Below are 26,284 nucleotides of genomic sequence, written 5' to 3'. Positions count from 1 at the left end.
CGGCGGCCGAACCGGCGCGGCAGCGCTACTCGCGAGAACATGCTCGAGGCCGCATTGCGATCGCTGGGCTCGGGCGAGCCGGGGTCGGTGTCGGCCAATCGCATCGCCAAAGACATCGGCGCCACCTGGGGCGCGGTGCAATACCAGTTCGGCGACACCGACGGGTTCTGGGCGGCCGTGCTGCACCGTACCGCCGAGCGACGGGCGGCGACGTTCTCGTCACTGTCGACGCCGGTCCAACCGAACGCCCCCCTGCACGAGCGGGTCAGCGCCATCATCGAAACCTTGTACCGCGGTCTGGCGTCGCCGGATTCGCGCGCGATCGAAAATCTGCGTGCCGCCCTCCCCCGCGACCCCGCCGAGCTGGAGCGCCTGTACCCGCGCACCGCCGCCGAGTTGTTCTCCTGGGGCAAGAGCTGGCTGGAGACCTGTCAGAACGCCTTCGCGGGGCTCGACGTCGATCCGGACCGGGTCCGGGAACTGGCCGCGCTGATCCCGGGCGCGATGCGCGGCCTGGTGTCCGAGCGTCAACTGGGCTCCTATGCCGACCTGGACATGGCGCGGCGTGGTCTGACGAACGCCCTAGTCGCTTACCTCGAGCATTCCCGGGCGGATTGACCTTAAGGTGGCCCTGTGAAATCGAAGGACGTCAAGATCCGCAGGGCCGGACCGGGCGATTTCGAGAAGGTCGCGGCGATGCACTATCCGGTGTGGCGGCGGTCGTTCGCCGGCATCCTGGACGATTACCTGCTCGACCTGATCGCAACGCCGCAATTGTGGGCCACGGTGAAGTACCCGGAAGCGCTCAATCAGCCGGGATGGGGCATGTGGGTCGCCGAGGCCCGCGGCAAGCTATTGGGGATGACGGTCTTCGGGCCTGAGTCCGCCAGCAGCGATGACCTGCAAATCGACGCCCTCTACACCTGCGACGATGCCAAGGGCCTCGGAGTCGGTGTGCGCCTGCTGAACAAGGCCGTCAATGCCAATCCGTCGGGCGACGTGGTTCTGTGGTGTGCAGAAAAGAATGACACGGCGCGACAATTCTATGAAGACAACGACTTTCAACTTGACGACCGCACGCTCGTCTGGCAGCCGCTGCCCGGCGTCACGGTGCGCCATGTGGGCTACCGGCGTCATCGGTCGGCGCCCGCAGGCTGAGCGCTCAGGCGTCGATGACGAGCCGGCCGGCTTTCGCCCGCGACACGCAGACCAGCATCTCGTCGCCGCCGACCGCCGTGCGCCCGCGGTGGTCGACCTGTCCGGCAAGCACTTTGACTTTGCATGTCCCGCAGAAGCCTTGCTGGCAGGAATAAGGCGTGGTCGGGTCAAGGTCTCGCATCACGTCGAGCGCGGACCGATTCGCCGGAACATCGAGGCGCCGCTGTGAGCGCGCGAGCTCAAGTTCGAATGCAACGCCGTCGACGACCGGTGGCGGACTGAATCGCTCGTAATGCAAAGGCGCATCGGCGTGTTCGTTGCGGGCTATGCGAACCGCCTCGAGCATCCCGGCCGGGCCGCACACGTAGACGGCGGTCATCGGCCCGGCGCCGACGAGCAGGTCATCGACGGCGGCACAGCGGCCCTGTTCGTCGTCGGCCCAGATGGTCACCCGGTCCGGGGCCACCGCCGTCACTTCGTCGAGCAACGGCATGTATTCCCTGCTGCGCCCGGCATAGATTGCGCGCCAATTGATTCCGCGTTGCCGGGCGATCTGGATCATCGGCAGAATGGGCGTCACGCCGATGCCGCCGATCACGAACAACACGTCACGCTCGGCCGAACCGAGATAGAAGGCGTTACGCGGGCCTTCGAACTCACATGTGGAGCCGACGTCGAACGCGTCGTGCATTTCAATCGAACCGCCTCCGCCGTCGGCGATTCGCCGTATCGCGATGCGGTAGTCGGTGCGCCGGCCGGGCGGACCGCACAGCGAGTACTGGCGGCGCCGGCCCGAGGGCAGCACCATGTCGATGTGACCGCCGGGCGTCCAGGACGGGAGCAACCCGCCATCCGGGTCGGCCAGGGTCAGCGCGACGACATCGGGTGCGACGAGTTCACGCTTGGTCACGACGGCGACCCGGGTGCGCCGCACCGGCTTGATCCGCGACGGCTCCCACCGCGACACCGCGCTGAATCCGTCGTACAACGCCCGGATCCCCCACAACGCCGTGCCGAGACGGTCGCGTTCGCGCCGACCGTAAAGATCGGTGGGCCTACTGGCCCAGATACTCTCCCGCACAGTCAAATCCCCCACCATGCTTACGTCGGCCGAATGTCCAGCCGGGCAAGCAGCCGCACGGCGCCCGGACTGATCCGGCGCATCGCGTAGCCGATTCTGGACTCGGCGGCGACCGGTAGCACCGCTGGCCCGGTCTTGATCGCCCTGACGATGGCCTCGGCCACGGCCTGCGGGGTGTAGTTGCGGCGCCGGTAGGCCGCGTCGGCCCTGTCCCGGGCCCGCTCCTGCTCGGCATCCGACATCCCAGCGTAGACAGTGCTTTTGGCGATATCGGTGTTGACGAATCCGGGGCACACCGCGGTGACGGCAATGCCCTCGTCGGCGAAGTCGGCGCGCAGCGACTCGCTGAACCCCAGCACCGCCGCCTTCGTGGTGCTGTAGGCGACCATGAATTTCGACGGCAGGTACGCCGACGCCGAGGCCACGTTGATGATCGTCCCGCCCTCGCCACGCTCGACCATCTGCGCGCCGAAAGCCCTGCTGCCGGTGATGACACCACGCAGGTTGACCCCGATGATGTCCTCCCAGTTCCCCGGGCTGGTCTCCAGGAACCGGCCCGCCATGCCGATGCCGGCGTTGTTCACCAAGATGTCGACCACACCGTGGTCGTTGAGGACTTGGGCGGCAAGGTCGTTCATCGACGCTTCGTCGCTGACGTCGGCTTGGTACACCACGGCCTCGGCGCACGCGGCACGAACGGCATCCGCAGTTTCGTTGGCCGCGTTAAGGTTTCGATCGACGATAATCACCTTGCGAGCACCATGGCGGGCAAGTTCCACCGCGGTGGCCCGGCCGATGCCGGCACCCGCGCCGGTGATCAACGCGAGCTTGCCCGGGATCTCGTGCGGGCCGCCTTGCACCGCGGGCTCGCCGGCGGGGGCCGCGCCGCCGACGCTGCGATCGACCCACTCGCTGGTGAGCCGGGCCACCACATCGGGGCGAGACGTCACCACCCAGTGACCACCCTCGATCGAAACCACCCTGCCCCCAGCGGGAATCGCGCCGGTGAAGCGCTGCAGCGCGGGAGTCACGAAGAGGTCCATGCGCGGCACCAGCACCTGAACCGCGACGTTGGTCTTCGGCAGTTCGCGTCCGGGCCTCAACATCGGCGCGGGCATGTTGGCCCGGTACAGGTTCAACCCGTTGACATAGTCCGCGGTCGATCGCGGCGTCGCGCGACGTTGACTGCGCGTGCTCGACCGGCCGATGCGTTCGATGGCCTCAACGACTTTGGCGCCGATTCCGGAATGAAACGCCGCTTCCGGCACGCCCGGGCACAGGAAGAAGCCGATGTAGGTCGAAGCCATCAGCTGGCCCGCGACCTGGGCCAGCCCCCGCGGGTTGCGCGCCGAGCGCAAGAACCTGCCCGCGTATTGCAGATGCGGTCCCGAGATCGAGGTGAACGTCGCGATCTTGTCCATCATCGATTCATCGGTGATGGCCGCCCAGGCCTGGATCGAGCCCCAGTCGTGGGCCAGCAGATGGACCTTCTCGACACCCAGGCTGTCGATCACCGCGCCGAGATCGGAAACCAGATGCTCGAACGCGTACCCGGATTGCTTTGCCGGACGCGATGATTCGCCGGCGCCGCGGACGTCGTAGGCAACGAAGTTGTATCGGCCGGCGTAGTTCTGCCCGAATTCCTCGGCGATCGGGTCCCAGACGTGATGGTTATCGGGCCAGCCGTGAATGGCAAGAATGGTCGGGCGCGACGCGTCGATTTCGGTGTAACGATGGACGGCCAGGGCCACACCGTTGGATGCGGTGAATCCGAAGTCAATGGTCATAGCTCAGTGCGACGCCCTCGCTGCAGGAGAGACGGCCAGATAGTCGACTGCTTGCCCAAGCCCGCCCAATTGCGACGGGTGGAAGCCCGGCCGGTAGTAATCGGCGATACCACGCAGGAATCGTAGCGGGCCGGGCAACAGGCCGCGGCGGACTGCTTTGACGTAGTCACGCCAGCGCGGCTTGGTGCCCGGCGACAGCAGCGGGTCCACCGAATAGAGGTAGCGCACGCCACGGATCCACAGCAGCAACATCGCCGGAGAGACCACCAGCTGCGCACGTACCTGCCGCCAATACCCGGCCCGCAGGTGCTTCATCGTGTCGAAGGCGACCGCCTTGTGCTCGACTTCTTCGGCGCCGTGCCAGCGCAGCATGTCCAGCATCACCGGATCGGTGCCGATCGCGTCGTGTGCGGGGGTGTTCAGGATCCACTCACCCAAGATCGCGGTGTAGTGCTCGATCGCGGAGATGAACGAGACCTGCTCGAGCAGCCAGCTGTCCTGGCGCCGTTTGCTCCACCCGGGCCGCGACCCCAGTACCTTCTCGAACATCCACCTGACCTGGCCGGTGTAGGGCGTCACGTCGATGCCGCGGGCGTCGAACCGGGCGAGCACGCCCGAGTGCGCCTGCGAATGCACCGCCTCCTGACCGATGAAGCCCTGCACATCCAGCCGCAGCTGGTCGTCCCGGATCAGCGGCAGCGCGCGCTTGAACACCTCGACGAAAAACTCCTCGCCGGCCGGCAGCAGCAGGTGCAAAACGTTGAGCATGTGGGTGGTAAACGGCTCGTCGGGCACGTAATGCACCGGCAGCGTCGCCCAGTCGAAGGCCACGTCACGCGCCTCGAGCACGAGGCGCTCACGATCGAGCGACGCGTCATGCGGACCCGCGGCCTGGTCGTCGACGGTGAACATACGGCCCCCTACCTCAGCGTTTACTTTGACTGAAAGTCGTCTCGGTGAACATCGGGCATGGCAATTATAGGTTCGCCGCACGAATATGCGAAACCGGCGGTACCGGGTTCCTCGCGAGGTCTACCCGGCTTCGGCACGCTGCTTGAGGCGCTGCAGCGTGAGCTCGATGTTCTTGGTGTTGGCGGCCACCCGGTCGGTGACGCCGGTCGCCCTGCCGGAGAGCTTGCGGAACCAGCCGGGCCGCCGGTCCCAGGTGCTTTCGGTCACCAGGCAGCCGCCGTCGGACGCGACGATGTCGTATTGCCAGCGCGCAATGGGAAAAACGGTGTGCCGCACGTCGAACGCGAACCGTCGGCCCGGCTCCGCGTCGGTGACGGTGCACCTCGTGTTCCACCGCTTGCTGCCGTTTTCGTTACGGCCGGTGAACACCGCGCCCTGACCCGCCGCGTCGCCCTTGCACCACCGCATCGCAACCGCCTCTTCGGCCAGCGAGGTCAGCGTCGGCAAATCGGTGATCAGCGAATAGACCACATCGGGACGGGCGTCGATCTGGACAGTGGCCGACACGCACGGGTCGCTCATCCGCAGATCCTAAGCCTAGATCGGCGCGGCTCCACGGAGATGTTCGAAGATCAGCGAGGTCTGAGTTCCGGCGACGTCGGCGTCGGCGTTGAGGTTCTCCACCACGAAGGAACGCAGGTCCTCGGTGTCGCGGGCGGCGACATGCAGGATGAAATCGTCGGCACCCGCAAGGAAATAGACGTCCATCACCTGGCGGCGCCCCCGGATCTGGTGGATGAAGCTGCGGATCTTGCCGCGCGCGCTGGATTGCAAGGTCACCGAGATCATCGCCTGCAGCGGCATTCCCACCGCGACCGGATCGATGTCGGTGAAGAAACCGCGAATCACGCCGAGGTCGACCAGCCGCCGTACCCGCCCGTGACACGTGGACGCCGCGATGCCGACCGCCTCGGCCAGGGCGTTGTTGGTTATCCGGGCATCGGCGTGCAGCAGGCTCAGAATTCTGTGGTCCACCGCATCGAGATCGGCGGGCCGAAGATCCTTCGGCCTGTCGCCCGCCAGGCCCACGAGTTCCGTTGACTCATCAGTCATACGCCGATCTTATGGAATTAACATCAGCCTGTTTGCCGCTTGTCCGAACTTTCTTCACAATTGACGGCATGCGAGTCGGCATTCCCACCGAGACCAAAAACAACGAGTTCAGGGTGGCCATCACCCCGGCAGGCGTCGCCGAACTGACGCACCGCGGCCACGAGGTGCTGGTGCAGGCCGGCGCCGGAGAAGGGTCGGCAATCACCGACATGGAGTTCAAGGCCGCGGGTGCACAGCTGCTCAGCTCCGCCCAGCAGGTGTGGGCCGATGCCGACCTGCTGCTCAAGGTCAAGGAACCGATGCCCGCCGAGTACGCGCTGCTGCGCGCCGGGCAGGTGCTGTTCACCTACCTGCATCTGGCCGCGTCGGACACCTGCACCAACGCGCTATTGTCTTCCGGCACAACGTCGATCGCCTACGAGACCGTGCAGACCGCCGATGGCGCACTGCCGCTGCTGGCCCCGATGAGCGAAGTCGCGGGCCGGCTGTCGGCTCAGATCGGCGCCTACCACCTGATGCGGACGCAGGGCGGACGCGGCGCATTGATGGGCGGGGTGCCGGGCGTCAAGCCCGCCGACGTCGTGGTCATCGGCGCCGGCACGGCCGGTTACAACGCGGCCCGGATGGCCAGTGGCATGGGGGCCAGTGTCCGGGTGCTCGACCTCAACATCGACAAGCTGCGACTTCTCGACGCCGAGTTCACCGGCCGTATCCAGACCCGCTACTCGTCGACCTACGAGCTCGAGGGCGCGGTCAGACACGCCGACCTGGTGATCGGGGCCGTGCTGGTGCCCGGCTCCAAGGCGCCGAAGTTGATCTCGAATTCGCTTGTCGCACAGATGAAAAAAGGCGCCGTGCTGGTGGACATCTCGATCGACCAGGGCGGCTGCTTCGAGGACTCGCGGCCGACCACCCACGACGACCCGACGTTCACGGTGCACGACGTCCTGTTCTACTGCGTGGCGAACATGCCCAGCGCGGTCCCGAAGACCTCGACCTACGCGCTGACCAACGCGACGATGCCGTACGTGCTCCGGCTCGCCGACCAGGGCTGGCAGCAGGCCTGCCGGTCGGATCCGGCTCTGGCAAAAGGCCTTTCGACACACGAAGGCGCGCTGCTGTCCGAGCGGGTGGCCGCCGACCTGAGCCTGCCGTTCACCGACCCGGTCGGCGTGCTGGCCTGACGCTCAGCCGGTCAGCCATCTCAGCACCGATTTCGTCACCTCGACGATCAGCGGCCGCAGCGCATCGGCGTTAGAGTTGGCCGACCGCGAACGCGTCATCACCGACAGCAACGCGCGCTGCCCGGCCGGCCCGTACACCATGCCGACGTCGTTGGTGCTGCCGTAGTCCCCGGTGCCGGTCTTGTCGGCGCTGGTCCACCCCGGCGGCAGGCCCGCCCGCATGCTCGAGGTCACATTGTCGCGCATCCACTGTTCCAGCTGACGGCGCTGCGCGTCACCCAGAACCGTTCCGCTGAGCAGGTTTTGGACTCCGGTGCCAAGCGCGCGCGGGGTGCTGGTATCGCGGGGGTCGCCGGGGATCGCGGTGTTCAATTCGATCTCGCAGCGATCGAGCCGGGTGCGCTCGTCTGCAATGGAGCGAGCGAAGTCGGTGATGGCGGGCGGTCCGCCGATCTGCGCCAGCAGCAGGTTGGCGGCCACGTTGTCGCTGCGCTGCAACGCGGCCGCGCACAGTTGCGCGAGAGGCACGGTGTTGCCGGCCCGCGGCGCGGTCACCGGCGAGTTGGGCAGTAACGCGGCGGGATCGATGAAAATCGGTTGCTGCAAATCCAATTCGCCGTGCTGTGCCATCTGCAACACCCGCGCCGCGGCGTAGACCTTGAACGTCGAGCACATCGCGAAGGGATCGTCGTCGCGATGGGCGCAGGTGCGCCCCGACCCGGGATCTGCCGCGAAAAGGCCGATGTAGGCGTCGTATTGGCGCTCGAGCTCAGCCAGGCGACCGTAGACCGGCGGCGGATCGGCATGTGCGGGTGGTGCGCACGCGCTCAGCACCGGGGTCGTCATCGCGGCCACCAACAACCGCCGGCGGGTTAGTTCTGACACGCTCGGTTAGTCGTCGGGGTTCAGGCTCGCGACGATGTCGGCCACCGGACCCGCCTGCGCCTCGCGGAACGACGTTCCCGCCCAAAGGCTCATGCCCTGGGGATCTTCCCGCTCGGTCGCCGCCTCCCGAATCGGCAACGTCATCTGGTTCACCTCGGGATAGCCCAGGGGCGCCACGTTGTCGAACAGGCGAATGAATTCGTTCTCCAGGCTGCGCGCATACCGTCCCGAGAACGCCCGCGTGACGATGGTCTTGGAAAAGAGTTGATTCTTCATGGCGACGCGTTGACCGGTGCTGGTGCCGGCTTCGTCGCTGAGCAGCAGCGCGGTGCCCACCTGCGCGGCCACCGCGCCCCGGCGCAGCACACCCGCGACATCCTCGGCGGTGCCCAGGCCACCCGCGGCGATGATCGGGACGTCGCGATGTGCCCGATGGATGCGGTCGATCAGCTGATGCAGCGACTCGCCGCCGGGATCCATGTCGGGTGCGAAGGTGGCGCGGTTCCCGCCGGCATTCGGACCCTGGACCACCAGGCTGTCCGCGCCGGCGGCGACGGCCACCCCGGCTTCATAAAGCGACGTCACCGTCACCATCACCAACAGTCCGAGAGCACCGAAGCGCCGGATCACATCCGGCGACGGCACTCCGTAGGTGAACGACACCAGTTCCGGGCGCAGGTCGGCGACGACTTCGAGCTTGCGCGCCCAGTCGTCGTCGTGCCCGAATTCGGGCCGGCCCACATAAACCTGGTAGTGCTCGGCGATCGCTTCGAGGGCCTCCGCGTAATAGTCCAACGCCACCCAGTCGGCGACACTGGGTTGCGGCACAAGCAGGTTCACCCCGAGCGGGCCGGTGGTGGCAGCGCGCGCCGCGGCGACATCCTGCGCAAACTGGTCGGCACTGACGTACCCGGCGGGAACGAAACCGAGTCCGCCCGCGTTGGACACCGCCGCCGCCAATGCCGGGCTGCCGGGTCCGCCCGACATCGGTGCGCCCACGATGGGCACCGCGATATCCCAAAAACCCAGCACCATCTGGCTAGTCCGGCGACGACGAGCGCCGGCACGGCGGAAGTGATAAGACGGACATTGAGCTACCGTACCATCGCCCGAAGTTGTTGCGGCAGTGATCGTTTCGAAGCATACGGGCCAACCACCGCGGCGCCGTAACGCTTGGTCAGCAGCTGGCTGGCCACCGCGTTGACCTCGTCGACGGTGACGTCATCGATCTTCCGCAGGGTGTGCTCGATGCTGCGGTGCTTGCCATAGTTCAATTCGCTACGACCGATGCGGCTCATACGAGAACTGGAGTCTTCCAGGCCAAGGACGATCCCGCCACGCATGGAGCCCTTGGCGATGCGGCACTCCGCCTCGGTGATGCCGTCGCGGGCCACCGATTCGAGCACCTCGGTGGTCACCCGCATCACGTCGGCGAACCGCTCGGGCAGGCAGGCCGCATAGACCGACAGCGCGCCGCTGTCGGAGAACATGTCGACCGAGGAGTAGACCGAGTAGGCCAGTCCGCGCAATTCGCGAACCTCTTGAAACAGCCGGGAGCTCAACCCGCCACCCAGCGCGGTGTGCAGCACCGACAGCGCCCACCGGTGTTCCCACCCGCGTCCGGGCGTGCGCACCCCCAGCAAGACGTGGGTCTGCTCGGCGTCGCGTTTGGCCATCGACAGTCCCGGTTGGCCGTTCACGCGCCCGGTGCCCTTGCGCGGCGAAATGGGCTGGCGCCCACGCACCAAACGAGATCCGAAGTGCCGGCGCACCAAGGCGACCACCTCGTCGTGGTCGACGTTGCCGGCTACCGCGACCACCATCCGCTCGGGTGTATAGCGCCGCACGTGGAAGGAGTGCAGCTGCGCGCGGGTCATCGCCGACACCGATTGCGCGGTACCGATCACCGGGCGCCCGACCGGATGATCGCCGAAGAGCGCCGCGAGGAACATGTCCCCCAGCGCGTCTTCGGGGTCGTCATCGCGCATCGCGATTTCTTCGAGGACGACGTCACGTTCGAGCTCGACGTCTTCGACGGCGCAGCGGCCGTTGAGGACCACGTCGGCGACCAGGTCGACGGCCAGCGCGAGATCGCTGTCGAGCACGTGCGCGTAGTAGCAGGTGTGCTCCTTGGCGGTGAACGCGTTCAGTTCGCCGCCGACGGCGTCCATCGCCTGGGCGATGTCGACCGCGGTGCGCGTCGGCGTCGACTTGAACAGCAGGTGCTCGAGGAAGTGCGCCGCACCGGCGACGGTCGCGCCCTCGTCCCTCGACCCGACACCGACCCACACCCCGACCGACGCGGACCGCACCGCGGGCAGGTATTCGGTGACCACCCGCAGACCACCCGGCAACGTGGTGCGGCGCACCGTGGCCTGCAGCGCAGGTTCAGCCTCGGCGGCGTGCTTGCCCCGCCGCAGGGCACCCACTCGACCGGGGCGCGCCCCGGGTAAGTCAGCTGCTGGCTGTCGCGGCATCGGCCGGCGCGGTCTCCGGGGAATCGGCAGCGGGGGCTGCGCTGTCATCCTCGACCAGGACCAGCGAGATCTTGCCCCGCTTGTCGATGTCGGCGATCTCCACGCGCAACTTGTCACCGACGTTCACCACGTCCTCGACCTTGGCGATGCGCTTGCCCTTGCCGAGCTTGGAGATGTGCACCAGACCGTCGCGGCCCGGCAGCAGCGACACGAAGGCACCGAAATCCGTTGTCTTGACCACGGTTCCGAGGAATCGCTCACCCACCGTCGGCAGCTGCGGGTTGGCAATGGCGTTGATCCGGTCGATCGCGGCCTGTGCCGAGGGACCATCGGTGGCGCCGACGAACACCGTGCCGTCGTCCTCGATGGAGATCTGCGCGCCGGTCTCCTCGGTGATCGCGTTGATGACCTTGCCCTTGGGCCCGATGACCTCACCGATCTTGTCGACCGGCACCTTGATGGTGGTCACCCGCGGGGCGTACGGGCTCATCTCGTCGGGGGCGTCGATGGCCTCGGCCATCACCTCGAGGATCGTCAACCGCGCATCCTTGGCCTGGGCCAGCGCACCCGCGAGCACCTGCGACGGGATCCCGTCGAGCTTGGTGTCCAGCTGCAGCGCGGTGACGTAGTCCTTGGTGCCGGCGCACTTGAAGTCCATGTCGCCGAAGGCGTCCTCGGCACCCAGGATGTCGGTCAGCGTGACGAAGCGGCGCTCGGTCGTACCGTCGACTTCGACGTCGTCGGAGACCAGGCCCATCGCGATACCGGCCACCGGCGCCTTCAGCGGAACCCCCGCGTTCAGCAGCGCCAGCGTCGACGCGCAGACCGATCCCATCGACGTCGAACCGTTGGAGCCCAACGCTTCCGACACCTGACGGATCGCGTAGGGGAATTCCTCGACGCTGGGCAGCACCGGGATCAGCGCCCGCTCGGCCAGGGCGCCGTGCCCGATCTCACGCCGCTTCGGCGAACCGACGCGGCCCGTCTCGCCGGTGGAGAACGGCGGGAAGTTGTAGTGGTGCATGTACCGTTTGGAGGTTTCCGGCCCCAGCGAATCGATCTGCTGAGCCATTTTGACCATGTCCAGCGTGGTCACCCCCAGGATCTGGGTCTCACCCCGCTCGAACAGCGCGCTGCCGTGCGCCCGCGGCACGATGGCCACCTCGGCCGACAGGGCGCGGATGTCGGTGATGCCGCGACCGTCGATGCGGAAGTGATCGGTCAGGATGCGCTGGCGCACCAGCTTCTTGGTCAGCGAGCGGAACGCGGCGCTGACCTCTTTCTCACGGCCCTCGTAGGTCTCGGCAAGCCGCTGGGCCACCTCGGCCTTGAGCTCGTCGGTGCGCGCGTCGCGCTCGGCCTTGCCGCCGATGGTCAGCGCCTTGGCCAGCTCGTCGGTGGCCACCGAGGCGACCGCGTAGTAGACGTCTTCGGCGTAGTCCGGGAACGTCGGGTAGTCACCGACGGGCTTGGCGGTCGCGTCGGCCAGCTCCTGCTGCGCGGTGCACAGCGCCGCGATGAACGGCTTGGCGGCTTCCAGGCCTTCCGCCACAACGGTTTCCGTCGGCGCCTTGGCGCCGCCCTCGACGAGCTCGATGAGCCGTTCGGTGGCCTCAGCCTCGACCATCATGATGGCGACGTCGGGCTTGCCGTCGGCGTCGGTGCCGACAATGCGGCCGGCCACGACCATGTCGAACACGGCCCGCTCGAGCTGCTCGACGGTCGGGAACGCGACCCACTGGCCGTCGATCAGCGCGACCCGCACGCCCCCGACGGGGCCGGAGAACGGCAGCCCGCTGATCTGGGTGGAGGCCGACGCGGCGTTGATCGCCAGCACGTCGTACAGGTCGTTGGGGTCCAGGCTCAGAATCGTGACGACGACCTGGATCTCGTTGCGCAACCCGGAGATGAACGAGGGCCGCAGCGGGCGGTCGATCAGCCGGCAGGTCAGGATCGCGTCGGTGGACGGTCGGCCCTCGCGACGGAAGAACGAACCGGGGATTCGCCCGGCGGCGTACATCCGCTCTTCGACGTCGACCGTCAGCGGGAAGAAGTCGAAGTGTTCTTTGGGTGCCTTGCTGGCGGTCGTGGCCGACAGCAGCATGTTCTCGTCGTCGAGGTAGGCGACGACGGCACCGGCGGCCTGCTGGGCCAGCCGGCCGGTCTCGAAGCGAATGGTGCGGGTACCAAAGGTCCCGTTGTCGATTGTGGCGGTCGACTCGAACACGCCCTCATCAATTTGAGCTACAGACATTAGGTGTCCGTACAGCCTCTCTGAGTATTCAGCTATTTCGCGTCGTCACGCGCGAGTGCCCAAAGAGCTTCCCGGAAGGAAAAGTCTGAATACGGCTACGGCCATCGATCGAAGCGGCCGACCTGCCCCTGATCCGGGGAGCCCGGCTGCCACTACCGAAGACCGCCCGATACAGACTGGGCTGCTCTCTCGGAACGTGCGCAGTGACACGCTGGAACGGCACCCGCGGATCTGCGTGGACCGCACCATTTGCTCGGGCCAGACAGGCCCAGAACGCATCCACTCTACATGGGCGAACTTAGCCCGCCAGAGTGACGTGGGGGTGGCGCCGCGTCAGCGACGCAGGCCCAGCCGATCGATCAGCGAGCGGTAGCGCTCGACGTCGACCTGCGAGATGTACTTGATCAGCCGGCGCCGGCGACCGACCAGCAGCAGCAGACCGCGCCGCGAGTGGTGGTCGTGCTTGTGCACCTTGAGGTGCTCGGTGAGGTCGGCGATCCGCTTGGTCAGCAGCGCGATCTGCGCCTCCGGCGATCCGGTGTCGGTGTCATGCAGGCCGTACTGGCCCAGAATTTCTTTTTTCTGCTCGGCAGTAAGCGCCACGAAATTAACTCCATCGATCGGTCCGCGAATGTTCACAATCAAGGCACGGCCGCCGCGAACCGCAGCACGCGCCGATGTCGTCCGGAAGTTTAGCAGCCGCGGGCTGCCAGGCCCGAATCGTGGCTAGTCGCCGACGAAGTCGAGGGTGCCCCTGAGCGCGTCGTCGAGGGCATCAAGAGTGTCCTGGAACGCGTCGCGCAGCGCATCGGCGTCCAGCTGCGGCTGGATGCCCGAGGTCCCGGACAACCCCGGTGCCCCCGCCAAGGCGGGCAGCCCCGCCGTGCCCCCGGGAGCCGGCGGCAGCGCTGCCGGCGGCAGCACCCCGGGCGCGACGGTCGCGGGACCGAACAGGCCGGTGGGCCCCGACGAACCACCGGGGTAGACGGTGATGATGTCGCCCACGCCGACGGTGAAACTGCCGCCGTCGGTGATGGGGACCGAACTGCCGGCGTTGACGGTCAGGTAACCGCCGCCGTCGACGGCGAGGGTGCCGCCGCTGTCGACGACCAGTGTGGCGGTCGCGCCGTTGCCGCCCACGCCGACGGTCATAGTGCCGTCGGGGCTAATGGTGAGGGTGGCGCCGTCGCTCACGGTGAGGGTGCCGCCGTCGGCGAGAGCGAGGCTGCCACCACCGTCGACGGTGACGGTGCCGCCGTCGGTGAAGATGCCGCCGTCGACGAGGCTGCCGCCCGGGGAGACCGTCAGGCTGCCGCCGTCGCCGACGCCGAATGTGGCGCCGCCGTCGACGGTGAGCGTGCCGGCGTCGATCAGCGTGCCGCCCGGTCCGACGGCGACGACGCCCTGGTCGGCGAAGGTAGCGCCGGGGTCGACGATCAGGCTGCCGCCGTCGTCCAGGAGGCCGCCTGGGCCGACCGTCAGCGAGCCGGCATCGGTCAGGACACCGCCGGGGTTGACCGTCAAAGTCCCCGCGTTCGCCAGGAAGCTGTCGGGGCTGACGGTCAGCGTGCCGCTGTCGGACAAAACTCCGCTGGCGTCGACGTTGAGCGTGCCGGCGTCGATCAGCGTGGCGCCGTTGTTGACGGTGAGGACGCCGGTGTCGTTGAGGATGCCGCCGTTGGAGATGGTGAGCGTCCCGTATTCGTTGAGAGCGCCACCGGTGTCGACGTTCAGCGTCCCGTTGAGATTCACGATGAGGTGGCTGTAGTCATTGAGCGCGCCGCCGGCGTGAACCGCGAGAACCCCGGGGTCGGTGAGCGCACCGTTGTTCACAGTAAGGGTGCCGTAGTTGTCGAGAATGCCGTAGTCGTCCAAGCTGCTGCCGGGATAGACGGTGAGGGTGCTGCCGTGGTCGAGGGTGAGCGTGCCGCTGTTGCTGACAAATCCGAAGTCGTCGAAGGTGCCGTCATTGGTGAGCGTGCCGCCCGCATCGACGGTCAGCGTCCCGGTGTTGGTCAGGGTGCCGCTGTTGGTGAAGGTGCCGAAGTCGTTCAGGCCGCTGTCGGGGAAGACGTTCAGCGTGCCGCTGTTGGCCAGTGAGCCACCTTGATCGATGGTGAGCACCCCGGCGTCGTCGAGGGTGCCGCCGGCCTGGACGGTGACGGTGCCGCCGTCGCTGAGCGAAGCGCCCGGGTTCAGGTCGAGCACGGCGCCGTTGCCGACGGTCACGGCACCGCCGGAGTCGACGTTGAGGGTGCCGCCGTCGGTGACCCCGAGGAAACCGCCGTCGGTGAGGGTGCCACCGTCGGCGACGGTGAGCGTGCCGCCGTCGGTGGACAGCACGCCACCGGAGTCGACGGTCAGGCTGCCGCTATCGGTGAGGGTGCCGTAGTCGACGAGCACACCGCCGTCGCTGACGGTGAGGATGCCTTGAGAATTGACGATCAGATTGCCGTCAAGGTCGACCGTCACCGTGCCGGCGTCGGCGAGAGTGCCCCCGTCGACGACGGTGAGGCTGCCGCCGTCGCCGAGGGTGAGCGTGGCGCCGTCGTTGACCGTGAGCATGCCACCGTCGGTCACGACGCCGCCGTTCTCGGAGACGAGACTGCCGTCGGCGATGACGTTGATGTTGCCGCCCGAGTCGATCGTCAGGCTCCCGAAGTCGGTGAGAGTGCCGCCGTCGGTGACGAAGCCGCCGTCGGCGACGGTGAGGGTGCCGCCGTTGCTGACGGTGAGCGCGCCCGAGTCGTCGACGGTTATGGTGCCGCCGGCGTTGACAGTGAGGACGCCGTCGTCGTTGATGGTGCCGCCGGGGAACGCGCTGAGGCTGCCGCTATCGGAGAGGACACCACCGTGGTTCACGGTGAGGATGCCGCCCGGGTCGACCGTGAGGGTCCCACTGGGGTCGATGGTGGCGGTCCCGCCGTCGGTGACGTTGAACGTACCGAAGTCGTTGACGGTGCCGCTGTCGAGGAACGCGCCGCCGTGGCCGACGGCGAGGGAGCCTCCGTGGTCGACGGTGAGCGTGCCGCCGGAGTCGACACTGAACGTGCCCAGGTCCGTGACGGTACCGCCGTCGGTGACGGTGAACATCCCACCGTCGTTGAGGATGCCGCTGGTTTCGATGTAGAGGTCGCCGCCGGAGTTGACCGTCAGGGCGCCGCCGTCGTTGACCGCGAGGGTGCCGCTGTCGTCGAGGAAGCCGCCGGTGTCAACGGTGAGAGTGCCGCCGTCGGCGACGTGGAAAGTCCCGGCGTTGTACAGGTTGCCGCTGCTGGTGATCGTGCCGCCGTCGTTGAGGGTGCCCCCGGCGGAGACGTAGAAGGTGCCCCCGTGGTCGATGGCGACGGCTCCTTCGTTGGTCAGGATGCCGTCGTCGAGGAAGTTGCCGCCGGATTGCACGATGATGCTGCCGTTGTTGGCGAGGACGCCTTCGTTGTCGAATACGCCGGCGTCGGTAAGGGTGCCGCTGTTGGTGAGGGTGCCGTAGACGGTGAAGTTGCTACCGCTGTTGAGGTTGGTAAGGGTGCCGCTGTTCGTGAAACTGGCGTCGGTGTAGACGTTCAGGCCGCCGTTGACGGTGAATTGGCCGGCGTTGGTGACACTTCCGGAGTCGAGAAGCGTGCCGTTGCTGGTCAGGACGCCGCCGTTGGAGAGGCTGCCGCCCTGTGCGACTTCGATGAACCCGCCGGTGTCACTGGTGACGGTGCCGCCGGACTCGACGGTGAAAGCGCCGCCGGACTGGATGTTGAGACTGCCGGCGTCTTCGAGCGTGCCGGTGTTGGTAACGCTGAGCGTGCCGGAGTCGTAGATGGCCCCACTGTTGGTGAATGTGCCGCTGTCGGTGAGGATCCCGCCGTGAGCGACCGTGAGCGAGCCGCCGTTGTCGACGGTCAGGGAACCCGCGTCGGTGAGCGTACCGCCGCTGTTGACGATGACGTAACCGCCGGTATCGACGGTCACGGTGCCGCCGGGGTCGACGACGAGGCTGCCGTTGGCGGTGAGGACTCCGCCGTCGGTCAGGGTGCCGCCGCTGGAAACGGTCAGGGTGCCCTCGTCGGTCAAAGTGGCACCGGGGCCGATGGTCAGCGTCCCGCCGTCGGTCAGCGTGCCGTTGTTGGTGAGGATGGCGCCATTGCTGATCGCGACGGTGCCATTGTTGTTAAGGATGCCGCCGTTGCTGACGGTCAGGGTGCCGCCGTCGGTAAGCGTGCCGCCGCTGACGTTGAGCGTGCCGCCGTCGGTGACGGTGCCGCCGGTATCGATGGTCAGGGCGCTGTTCGAATAGATGTTGATGCTGCCGTAGTCGCTGAGGGTGCCGCCGTCGGCGACAGTCAGAGTGCCCGGCTTCAGGCCGAGCATGTCGCCGTCGTTGAGGCTGCCGCCGGCGTTGACGGTGAGGTCGCCCGCGTCGGTAATGGTGCCGCTGTTGGTCAGCACACCGCCGGAGTTGACCGTGAGGCTGCCGCCGTCGTCGATGTTGAGGGGGCTGCCGGTGCTGACGGTGACGGTGCCGGCGTCGTTGAGTGCACCCCCACTCTGGACGGTCACGGTGCCGCTGTCGGTCAGGGTGCCGCCGCTTTGGACCGTCAGGGTGCCGGCGTCGTTCAGCGTGCCGCCGGATTGGACAGTCACGACGCCGTGGTTGTAGACGAGGAGGGTGCCGGCGTCGTTCAGCGTGCCGCCCGATTGGACCGTCAGGGTGCCGACATCGCTGAGCGTGCCACCAGTTTGGATTGTGACGGTGCCGGCGTCGTTAAGAACGCCCCCGGTGTAGATGTTCAAACTGCCGGAGTCGTTCAGGGCGGCGCCGCTTTGGACGTTAAGGATGCCTTGGTTATTGACGATCAGAGTGCCGGCGTCGTTGAGAGTGCCGCCGGATTGGACGGTCAGCGTGCTGGCATCGTTCAGGGTGGCACCGGTTTCGACGGTCAGGGTGCCGTGGTTGCCGACCGTGAGGACGCCGCCGTTGGTGAGCGTGCCGCCGTTGTTGACGGTGACGGTACCGGCGTCGTTGAGGGTGCCGCCCGATTGGACAGTCAGGGTTCCGGCGTCGTTGAGCGTGCCGCCGCTTTGGACAGTCAGCGTGCCGTGGTTGTAGACGACGAGGGTGCCGGCGTCATTGAGAGTTCCCCCGGTTTGGACGGTCACGGTTCCGGGGTCGCTGAGAGAGCCGCCGCTACTGACGGTGACGGTGCCGCCGTCGTTAACCGTGAGGGCGCCGGAGTCGTTGAGTGCGCCGCCGGTACTGACGGTGACGGTGCCGCCGTCGTTAACCGTGATGGTGCCGTTGGATGGGACGGCCAGGGTGCCGCTGTCGGTGAGGCTGCCGTTGACGGTGAGCGTGCCCGCGTCGGTCAGGCTGCCGCCGGTGTTGATGGTGACGGCGCCGCCGTCGTTAACCGTGATGGCGCCGTTGGACTGGACGGTCAGGGTGCCGCTGTCGGCAAGGGTCCCGCCGTTGTCGACGGTGATCGTGCCCGCGTCGGAGAGGGTGCCACCGCCCTGGACGTTCACGGTGCCGCTATTGGCAAGGGTGGCCCCGTGATTGACGTTGAAGGTCCCAGCGTTGTTGAGGGTGCCGCCGGCCTGGACATTGAGCGCGCCGGCGTCGGTGAGCGTGCCGGGGTTGGTGAATGTGCCCGAAGCGGCGCTGGTGCCCTGGTAGACGTTGAGAGTGCCGCCATCTTGGATATTCAGGGTGCCGGTGTCGGTCAGCACTGCGCCGGTGGGGTTGATGGCAGAGCCGTTGAAGACGTTGACTGTGCCGGCGTCGTTGAGGGTCCCGCCGGTCGGGACGCTGAGGGTGCCGTAGTCATTGAGCACGCCGCCGTTCACGTTCAGCGTGCCAGCGTCGGTGAGCGTGGCGTTCTGGCTGATGGTGAGGCTGCCACCGCTCTGGACGTTGAGGGTGCCAGCGGCGTTGACGGCGAGCTGACTGGTGGAGTTGATATTGAGAACGCCGGCGTTATCGAGCGTGCCGCCGTTGACCGTGACGTTGCTTGCGACGCCGACCGTAACGGTGCCGTTGTTGGTGAGCGTGCCGGTGTTGGTCAGGGTGCCGGTGTCGGACAGATTGATGAGGCCGCCGTTGTTGACGGTCAGGGTGCCGCCGTTGGCCAGATTGCCGGCGCTGTTGACGGTGATAGTGCCGCTGTTGGAAATGGTGCCACCGGAGCTGATGTTGAGATTGCTGTTGCCGACGACGGTGATATTGCCGATGTTGGTAACGCTGCCGCTGTTGGTAAGAATGCCGGTCCCACTGCTGACGGAGAGGGTGCCGCTGTTGGTGAGAACGCCACCGGGACTGATGGTCAGGGTGCCGGTGTTGGTGAGGATTCCCCCGGTGTTCACGGTGAGCGTGCCCGCGTTGGTAAGGAGACCGCCGTTGGTGAGGGCGCCGTTGACGGTGAGGCTACCGGCATTGGTGAGGGTACCGCCGGTCTGAACCGCCAGGCTGCCGCCGGTGTTGACGGTCAGGGTGCCGCTATTGATCAGGGTGCCGCCGGCTTGGACGGTGATCGAGGTGTACGTCCCGCCGGGACCGACGGTGACCGTTTCGCCGGAGCCGATGGTCACGGTCTGTTGCCACCCGATGGTGAGGTTTCCCCCGGCATCAACGGTTCCGCCGTTGGCGGCGGGTTGTGCCAGCTGGGTCAGGTTTTGGGTCTCGGCCTTCGCGGAGTCGGCCGCGCTCTGCGCCACCGCACGGGCCTGAGCATCCTGCCCGCTGTCGTTGGTCCTTTGCGGGGGCTCGTCATAGGAGGTCAAGTCGCCGGCGACCGAGGAGTCGGCGGCATAGCCGTACATGGCGGTGGCGTCTTGGACCCACATCTGCGCGTACTCGGCTTCGGTCGCGGCGATCGCCGAGGTGTTCTGGCCGAAGAAGTTCGTGGCGACGAGCGTCATCAACTGCACCCGGTTGGCCGCGATGAGCGGCGGCGGGACCGTCATCGCGAACGCGGCGTCGTACGCCGCGGCGGCCGCGTATGCCTGGGCCGAGGTTTGGGCCGCTTGGGCAGCGCTGGTCTCTAGCCAGGCCACGTAGGGCTCGGCCGCCGCGGACATCGCCAGCGATGACGGGCCGGACCACGCCGAACCGGTCAGCCCCGAGACTTCGGACGAGTAACCCGCCGCAGCGGCTTCCAATTGTGCGGCCACCGCGTCCCAGTTAGCCGCGGCGTCGAGCATCGGCCCCGACCCGGGGCCGGTGTACATCAGCTCGGAATTGATCTCAGGCGGAAGCAAGCCAAAATCCACGACAAGTCCCCCAGTCGGCGCGTCGGTATCAGCCCAAAAAAGCCCGCGCTGCGAAACTAACACGGATCAAAAGTGATCACTTAGTGAACCATCGTGAACATCTTGAGAATCCCAAGCGGTCACTTAATTAAGTGAGCTCAAAAACAGAGTCGGAGCCGAAGGAGATGCGTGATCAGTCGCCGAGCAGAGTGCGGGTCCGGTCGGTGTCGACGCCGATCTCGTCCACCAGTTCTTTTACCGAATTGAACTTGTGCTGGCCGCGGATGCGCGCGACGAAGTCCAGCGCGACGTGCTGTCCGTACAGGTCAGCCGTCGTATCGAGAACGAAGGCCTCGACGGTTCGGGTACGCCCGGAGAACGTCGGGTTGGTGCCCACCGAGACCGCGGCCCGGTAGCGCTCCCCCGGGACGACGGTGCCGGTCACCGGTCCATGCCCCAGCACGGTGAACCAGGCCGCGTACACGCCGTCGGCCGGGATCGCCGAGTACATCGGCGGGGCGACGTTGGCGGTGGGAAAGCCCAGCTCGGCGCCCCGCCCGTAACCGCGTACAACGACGCCTTCGACGCGGTGCGGGCGGCCCAGCGCCTCGGTGGCCGCCACCATGTCGCCGGCGTCCACGCAGGAGCGGATGTAGGTCGACGAGAACGTCACGTTCTCGTTGCTGTGATGCTCGGACAGCAGCGACATCGACTCGACCGCGAATCCGAACCGGTCACCGGCCTTGCGCAGGGTGTCGACCGTGCCGAGCGCCTTCTTGCCGAAGGTGAAGTTCTCCCCCACCACAACCTCGACGACATGCAGGTTCTCCACGAGCAACTCGTGCACGTAGCGCTCCGGCGTGAGCTTCATGAAATCCGTGGTGAACGGCATCACGAGGAAGACGTCGACACCCAGCTCCTCGACGAGCTCGGCGCGGCGGGTCAGAGTGGTCAGCTGCGCCGGGTGACTGCCCGGATAGACCACTTCCATCGGATGCGGATCGAACGTCATCAGCACGGCCGGCACATTGCGTGCCCGTCCGGCTTTCACCGCGTGCGCGATCAACTCCGCATGACCGCGGTGCACACCGTCGAACACCCCGATCGTGAGCACGCATCGGCCCCAGTCAGTGGGAATCTCGTCTTGGCCGCGCCACCGCTGCACGATCGCAAGCCTACGGTGCGCTGCGACCCGACGCGCCGTAGGATCCGGATTCCGCAGTACCGGGGCCGGTGTTTTCGGCACGGCGACACCGGCCGGGCCGGTCACCACGCCAGACCAGACCCAGATTGCCTAAACTTTTTGTTTGTGAGGGCTGACGAAGAGGCCGGCGGTCTCACCGCGGTCGGCCAGGACTATCTCAAGGTCATTTGGAATGCCCAGGAGTGGTCGGTGGAAAAGGTCAGCACCAAGATGCTGGCCGACCGCATCGGCGTCTCGGCCAGCACGGCCTCGGAATCGATCCGCAAGCTCGCCGAGCAGGGCCTGGTCGACCACGCGAAATACGGCGCCGTGACCCTGACCGAAGCGGGCCGGCGCGCGGCGCTCGAAGTGGTGCGGCGACACCGGCTGCTGGAGACGTTCCTGGTCAACGAGCTCGGCTACGGCTGGGACGAGGTGCACGACGAGGCCGAGGTGCTCGAGCACGCGGTATCGAACCGGCTGGTGGACCGCATCGACGCCAAACTGGGCTTCCCGCGCCGCGACCCGCACGGCGACCCGATCCCGGCTTCCGACGGCCAGGTGCCCACCCGGCCGGTGCGCCAGCTGTGGGCGTGCGGCGAGGACGAAACCATCACGGTGGCCCGCATCTCCGACAAGGACCCGGAGATGCTGCGGTATTTCGACAGCGTCGGGATCAACCTCGACTCGCAGGTGCGGGTGGTGACCCGCCGCGAATTCGCCGGCATGATCTCGGTCGCGATCGAAGCCGCCGACGGCGCCGAGATCACTGTTGATCTGGGCAGTCCCGCCGCCCGGGCGATCTGGGTCGTGCCCTAACCGGCTAGCAGGCCCTTGGCGATGTGGGTGACCTGGACCTCGTTGCTGCCGGCGTAGATCATCAGCGACTTGGCGTCGCGGGCCAGCTGCTCGACCCGGTATTCGGCCATGTAGCCGTTGCCGCCGAACAACTGCACGGCCTCCATCGCCACCTCGGTAGCCGTCTCCGAGGAGTACAGCTTGACCGCCGACGCCTCGGCCAGCGTCAGCGGTTTACCGGCCTGTTGACGCTCGATCGTCATGAACACCATGTTCTGCACGTTCATCCGGGCGATTTCCATTTTCGCGAGTTTGAGCTGGATCAGCTGGAACTGCCCGATGTTGCGGCCCCACAGCGTGCGGCTCTTCGCGTAATCCACACAGAGCCGGTGGCATTCGTCGATGATGCCCAGCGCCATCATCGCGATCCCGATCCGCTCGGCGGCGAAATTGTCGCGCGCGCTTTCGCGGCCGTCACTCTGCTGTTCGCTCTCGCCGAGCAGCCGGTCCGGGGTCAGCCGCACGTTGTCGAAGAACAGCTCCCCGGTCGGCGAGGACATCATGCCCATCTTCTTGAACGGCTTGCCCTGCGTCAGGCCTTCCATCCCCGCGTCGAGCACGAACACCAGCACCGGGCGGTTGCGCTTGTCTTGCTTGTCCGGTGCCGCGTCGCCTTCGTCGAGCTTCGCGTACACCACCAGCACGTCGGCGTACGGCCCGTTGGTGATGAATGTCTTCTGTCCGTTGAGGATGTAGTCCTGCCCGTCACGCTTGACGTAGGTCTTCATGCCGCCGAACGCATCCGATCCGGAGTCCGGCTCGGTAATCGCCCACGCCGCAATCTTTTCCAGCGTCATCAGCTCCGGCAGCCAGCGCTCTTTCTGGGCCAGCGTGCCGCGGCTCATGATCGTCGCCGCGCCCAGACCGAGGCTGACCGACGCGGTACTCAGCAACCCGATGCTGACCCGCGCGATTTCGGACACCAGCACCGCGACCATCGACTGCTGGCCCCCCAGGCCACCGGAATCGTCTGCGCCGTCCCGCTTTTCAGTTTTGGGTTCACCGTTGGTCTTGGCGCGCTCGCGGTCCAGCATCTTCTTGACCGACTCGGCGGCCATCGCGTCCAGGCCGAACTGGCTGAAGAACTTGCGCGCGATCGGATACGGCGACAGCGCACCGGTTTCCAGTTCGTCGATATGCGGGCGGATCTCCTTGTCCACGAACTGACGAACGGCATCGCGCATCATCAGATCGGTCTCGGACCATTCGATCATGCTCAGCGCTCGGCCCGCTGGTATGCGGTGACGACGGCGGCGCCACCCAGGCCGATGTTGTGTTGCAGTGCGGCACTGACGTTGTCGACCTGACGCTTGTCGGCGCGGCCCCGCAGCTGCCAGGTCAGCTCGGCGCACTGCGCCAGCCCGGTCGCGCCGAGCGGGTGACCCTTGGAGATCAGGCCACCGGACGGGTTGACCACCCAGCGTCCGCCATAGGTGGTGTCGCCGTTGTCGATCAGCTTCGGCGCCTCGCCCGGCCCGCACAGCCCCAGGGCTTCGTAGAGCAGCAGCTCGTTGGCCGAGAAGCAGTCGTGCAGCTCGATCACCTGGAAGTCCTCCGGGCCGAGACCCGATTGGTCGTAAACCCGTTGTGCCGCTTGCACATTCATGTCGTAGCCGATCAGGCCCTTGGCGCTGCCGTCGAAGGTGGACTTGAAGTCGGTGGTCATGGCCTGCCCGACGATCTCGACCGCCTGGCTGGCCAGCCCGTGCCGGTCGACGAAGCCCTCCGAGGCCAGGATCGCCGCGCCAGAGCCGTCCGAGGTCGGCGAGCACTGCAGCTTGGTCAGCGGGTCGTAGATCGTCTTGGCGGCCAGGATGTCGTCGAGGGTGTACTCGTCCTGGAACTGCGCGAACGGGTTGTTCACCGAGTGCTTGTGGTTCTTGTAGCCGATCTTGGCGAAGTGCTCGGCGGTGCTGCCGTACTGCTTCATGTGCTCACGGCCCGCCGCGCCGAACATCCACGGCGCCGCCGGGAAGGCGAACTCGCTGATCTCGGCCATCGCCTTGACGTGCTTGTCCATCGGATTGGTGCGGTCCTCATAGGTCGTCGCCAGCGATCCGGGCTTCATTTTCTCGAACCCCAGCGCGATCGTGCAGTCGGCCAACCCCCCGCGAATCGCCTGCGCGGCCAGGAACAGGGCCGTCGAGCCGGTCGAACAGTTGTTGTTGACGTTGACGATCGGAATTCCGGTCAGGCCCAATTCGTAGAGGGCGCGCTGCCCGGAGGTCGACTCGCCGTAAACGTAGCCGACGTAGCCCTGCTCAACGTCGCTGTAGTCGATGCCCGCGTCGGCCAGGGCGTTGGTGCCCGATTCGCGCGCCATGTCCGGGTAGTCCCAGCCCTCGCGGCGGCCCGGCTTCTCGAACTTCGTCATGCCGACGCCGATGACGTAAACCTTGTTGGACATAGCGAGCCTTCCGGAGATGTGGGCGAGTTGACACCCGTCTAGTCCGGAGCTTAGCCAGCGGGTCAAGCGGGGTCGACGAAGACTGGGTCCTCCCCCGACATTCCGGCCACCACCGCGGCAAGCTGATTGGGTTTGCCGATCAGGCCGATCTGCAGCTCGGATTCGAGTTTGAGCGCGCCGGCGGCGTCGTTGCTGACCCATGTTTCGTCGTAGAGACGCTTGGCGGCCCGCACGGCGTCCGGGGATTTCCGCACGATCTCATCGGCCAGCGCCAGCGCGGAAGCCAACGGATCATCACTGGTCCGGGTGACCAGTCCGAGCGCCAAAGCCTCGCTGCCGGGCAGCACGCGGCCGGTGAACGTCAGCTCCTTCGCCACATCGATACGGACCAATCGCGGCAGTGACTGCGTGATGCCCATATCGGGAACCAGCCCCCACTTGACCTCCATCACGGACAGCTTCGCGTCCGGCGTGGCGATCCGGATGTCGGCGCCCAGCGCGATCTGCAGACCGCCGCCGAAGCAGTTCCCGTGAATCGCGGCGATGACCGGCGCCGGCACCAGCGACCAGTCGTAGGCCACGCGCTGCGCGAAGTTGGCCAGCCGGTCGCCGTCGCGTTCCAGCAGCACGCCGGTGCCACCCTGTCCGGACATGAAACTCGCGATGTCCAGGCCGGAGCAGAAGCTCTTCCCCTCGCCGTGCAGAACGACCGCACGAACCGAACTATCTTGTGCCAGTTGATCTGCGGCACCCATCAAGCCTTCGAACATGGCTTGGTCAAGTGCATTGTGTTTGTCGCTGCGCACCATCGTCACGGTGGCTACGCCACCCGCCCCGACGGAAACCCGGACCCTGTCTTCGCTCACGTGTCGGAACTTACCGCGACGTCGTCGTCCCCTGCTCGTTCCCCCGGGTTTGCGTAGGCTCGGAGCATGAACGCAACGGTCACCCCCGAAGCCACCAAAGCCGTTGGCGAGATCGCCGCGCGTCACGGACTTTCCCGCGACGCGGTGCTGAGCATGTTGTTCGCCCTGCGCGCCGGCAACGGCACCATGGCCCAGTTCAACATCCCCGAACTCGGCGGCAGCGGGCAATGGATGCGGGGTGGGATGACGATGGTCGGCGACATGTTCGACAACGCGCTCAAGGCACGCGTCGACGCGCTGTGTAACGAGTTGGTCCAGCTGCTCGCGACCACTACGGTCTTTCCGGCGTCGACTACGCAGTCCCAGATCGGATTCTCGGCGAACAACTGGTGGCCGGCCGATCTCGGCGTCCCGAGTGCGGTGGGCGCGCAGAACGACGTGCGCTACGCGTTCTTCCCGTCCTCTCGGCGGTTGGTGATCGAGATCGGCGGCGTGACAAGGGTTTTCGATACCGGCGAGCACCACATCGGTGGCGTGCAACAGCAGCAGGGCGGCGGGATCAGCTCGGTCGGCTTCACCAGCCAGCTCGGCACGTTCGGCGTCCTCAGTTTGCGCGAGCTCGGTGCGCAACCCGCCGAAACACCCACGCCGGAGACACCAGCGCCCGCGGCAGCCGCGCCGAGCGCCGCAGCAGGCGGGCCCCCGGACGCCGCAGCAGCCGCGCCCACAGACGCCGCGGCCATCATTGCCGCCATCGAATCGCTGGCCGGATTACACGAACGCGGCATCCTCTCCGACGAGGAATTCGCCACGAAGAAGGCCGAACTGCTCGGCCGGCTCTGAGGAGCCACAGCGTCGCCGGGCGCCGCCTGATTGCCCG

The 26,284-nt window shown here is 66.9% G+C and carries 20 protein-coding genes; 5 read left to right on the top strand and 15 right to left on the bottom strand.

Annotated features, from left to right (window positions below; all coding sequences use genetic code 11):
* The first annotated feature begins 39 nt into the window (after positions 1 to 39).
* The gene (locus MAAFP003_RS09165) at positions 40 to 618 is read left to right on the top strand and encodes a TetR/AcrR family transcriptional regulator (protein ID WP_096291003.1); all 579 of its coding nucleotides are present in this window, start codon (positions 40 to 42) and stop codon (positions 616 to 618) included.
* A 15-nt stretch (positions 619 to 633) separates the two neighbouring features.
* A complete protein-coding gene (locus MAAFP003_RS09160; RefSeq protein ID WP_243393839.1) occupies positions 634 to 1,158 on the top strand; it encodes a GNAT family N-acetyltransferase in 525 nt (174 codons plus the stop codon).
* Between the two features lie 4 nt (positions 1,159 to 1,162).
* On the opposite strand, the gene MAAFP003_RS09155 is transcribed toward MAAFP003_RS09160, so the two are convergent.
* The 5 genes from MAAFP003_RS09155 to aldR all read right to left on the bottom strand — a co-directional run bounded on the left by MAAFP003_RS09155 (position 1,163) and on the right by aldR (position 6,051).
* Positions 1,163 to 2,257 carry a PDR/VanB family oxidoreductase gene (locus tag MAAFP003_RS09155; RefSeq protein WP_096286266.1) on the bottom strand — a complete coding sequence of 365 codons (1,095 nt, stop codon included), beginning with the start codon at positions 2,255 to 2,257 and terminating at the stop codon, positions 1,163 to 1,165.
* A 2-nt stretch (positions 2,258 to 2,259) separates the two neighbouring features.
* Positions 2,260 to 4,026, bottom strand: a complete 1,767-nt coding sequence (locus tag MAAFP003_RS09150; protein ID WP_096286264.1) for an SDR family oxidoreductase — start codon at positions 4,024 to 4,026, stop codon at positions 2,260 to 2,262.
* Positions 4,027 to 4,029: 3 nt separating this feature from the next.
* Positions 4,030 to 4,938, bottom strand: a complete 909-nt coding sequence (locus tag MAAFP003_RS09145) for a metal-dependent hydrolase (RefSeq protein ID WP_096286262.1) — start codon at positions 4,936 to 4,938, stop codon at positions 4,030 to 4,032.
* Positions 4,939 to 5,058: 120 nt separating this feature from the next.
* Positions 5,059 to 5,520 carry an SRPBCC family protein gene (locus MAAFP003_RS09140; protein ID WP_096286260.1) on the bottom strand — a complete coding sequence of 154 codons (462 nt, stop codon included), beginning with the start codon at positions 5,518 to 5,520 and terminating at the stop codon, positions 5,059 to 5,061.
* Positions 5,521 to 5,535: 15 nt separating this feature from the next.
* On the bottom strand, positions 5,536 to 6,051 hold the full coding sequence (aldR, locus tag MAAFP003_RS09135; RefSeq protein WP_207768492.1) for an HTH-type transcriptional regulator AldR: 516 nt from the start codon (positions 6,049 to 6,051) through the stop codon (positions 5,536 to 5,538).
* A gap of 68 nt (positions 6,052 to 6,119) precedes the next feature.
* Between aldR and ald the strand changes: the two genes are divergently transcribed.
* On the top strand, positions 6,120 to 7,235 hold the full coding sequence (gene ald / locus MAAFP003_RS09130; RefSeq protein ID WP_096286258.1) for an alanine dehydrogenase: 1,116 nt from the start codon (positions 6,120 to 6,122) through the stop codon (positions 7,233 to 7,235).
* A gap of 3 nt (positions 7,236 to 7,238) precedes the next feature.
* Here ald and bla read toward each other — a convergent pair whose 3' ends face one another.
* The 7 genes from bla to MAAFP003_RS09095 form a co-directional block, all read right to left on the bottom strand.
* Positions 7,239 to 8,120, bottom strand: a complete 882-nt coding sequence (gene bla, locus MAAFP003_RS09125; RefSeq protein WP_423790867.1) for a class A beta-lactamase — start codon at positions 8,118 to 8,120, stop codon at positions 7,239 to 7,241.
* Positions 8,121 to 8,126: 6 nt separating this feature from the next.
* The gene (locus tag MAAFP003_RS09120; RefSeq protein ID WP_096286256.1) at positions 8,127 to 9,155 is read right to left on the bottom strand and encodes a nitronate monooxygenase; all 1,029 of its coding nucleotides are present in this window, start codon (positions 9,153 to 9,155) and stop codon (positions 8,127 to 8,129) included.
* A gap of 59 nt (positions 9,156 to 9,214) precedes the next feature.
* Positions 9,215 to 10,597, bottom strand: coding sequence for a M16 family metallopeptidase (locus MAAFP003_RS09115; RefSeq protein WP_096290999.1), 1,383 nt, complete (start codon positions 10,595 to 10,597; stop codon positions 9,215 to 9,217).
* On the bottom strand, positions 10,575 to 12,851 hold the full coding sequence (locus MAAFP003_RS09110; protein WP_096286254.1) for a polyribonucleotide nucleotidyltransferase: 2,277 nt from the start codon (positions 12,849 to 12,851) through the stop codon (positions 10,575 to 10,577). The genes MAAFP003_RS09115 and MAAFP003_RS09110 overlap by 23 nt, the downstream gene beginning before the upstream one ends.
* Before the next feature lie 333 nt (positions 12,852 to 13,184).
* A complete protein-coding gene (gene rpsO / locus MAAFP003_RS09105) occupies positions 13,185 to 13,454 on the bottom strand; it encodes a 30S ribosomal protein S15 (protein ID WP_096290998.1) in 270 nt (89 codons plus the stop codon).
* A gap of 123 nt (positions 13,455 to 13,577) precedes the next feature.
* On the bottom strand, positions 13,578 to 20,111 hold the full coding sequence (locus tag MAAFP003_RS09100) for a PPE domain-containing protein (protein WP_096286252.1): 6,534 nt from the start codon (positions 20,109 to 20,111) through the stop codon (positions 13,578 to 13,580).
* Between the two features lie 172 nt (positions 20,112 to 20,283).
* Positions 20,284 to 21,255 (bottom strand): bifunctional riboflavin kinase/FAD synthetase, encoded by a 972-nt coding sequence (locus MAAFP003_RS09095; protein ID WP_096290997.1) that lies wholly within the window; start codon positions 21,253 to 21,255, stop codon positions 20,284 to 20,286.
* 144 nt (positions 21,256 to 21,399) lie between these two features.
* Between MAAFP003_RS09095 and mntR the strand changes: the two genes are divergently transcribed.
* On the top strand, positions 21,400 to 22,092 hold the full coding sequence (gene mntR, locus MAAFP003_RS09090) for a manganese-binding transcriptional regulator MntR (RefSeq protein WP_096286250.1): 693 nt from the start codon (positions 21,400 to 21,402) through the stop codon (positions 22,090 to 22,092).
* Here the strand turns inward: mntR and MAAFP003_RS09085 are convergent.
* The 3 genes from MAAFP003_RS09085 to MAAFP003_RS09075 form a co-directional block, all read right to left on the bottom strand.
* Positions 22,089 to 23,345, bottom strand: coding sequence for an acyl-CoA dehydrogenase family protein (locus tag MAAFP003_RS09085; protein WP_096286248.1), 1,257 nt, complete (start codon positions 23,343 to 23,345; stop codon positions 22,089 to 22,091). The genes mntR and MAAFP003_RS09085 overlap by 4 nt on opposite strands.
* A gap of 2 nt (positions 23,346 to 23,347) precedes the next feature.
* Entirely contained in the window at positions 23,348 to 24,538 is a 1,191-nt protein-coding gene (locus MAAFP003_RS09080; RefSeq protein ID WP_096286246.1) for a lipid-transfer protein, read from the bottom strand.
* 62 nt (positions 24,539 to 24,600) lie between these two features.
* Positions 24,601 to 25,404 (bottom strand): crotonase/enoyl-CoA hydratase family protein, encoded by an 804-nt coding sequence (locus tag MAAFP003_RS09075; protein ID WP_096286244.1) that lies wholly within the window; start codon positions 25,402 to 25,404, stop codon positions 24,601 to 24,603.
* A gap of 66 nt (positions 25,405 to 25,470) precedes the next feature.
* Here MAAFP003_RS09075 and MAAFP003_RS09070 point away from each other — a divergent pair, with 66 nt between their 5' ends.
* Positions 25,471 to 26,247, top strand: coding sequence for an SHOCT domain-containing protein (locus MAAFP003_RS09070; RefSeq protein WP_096286242.1), 777 nt, complete (start codon positions 25,471 to 25,473; stop codon positions 26,245 to 26,247).
* The last annotated feature ends 37 nt before the right edge of the window (positions 26,248 to 26,284 follow it).

The sequence above is a fragment of the Mycobacterium ahvazicum genome (assembly GCF_900176255.2).
Lineage (GTDB): Bacteria > Actinomycetota > Actinomycetes > Mycobacteriales > Mycobacteriaceae > Mycobacterium > Mycobacterium ahvazicum.
The sequence above is the reverse complement of the archived record's forward strand: the minus strand, read 5'-3'. Positions and strand labels throughout refer to the sequence as shown.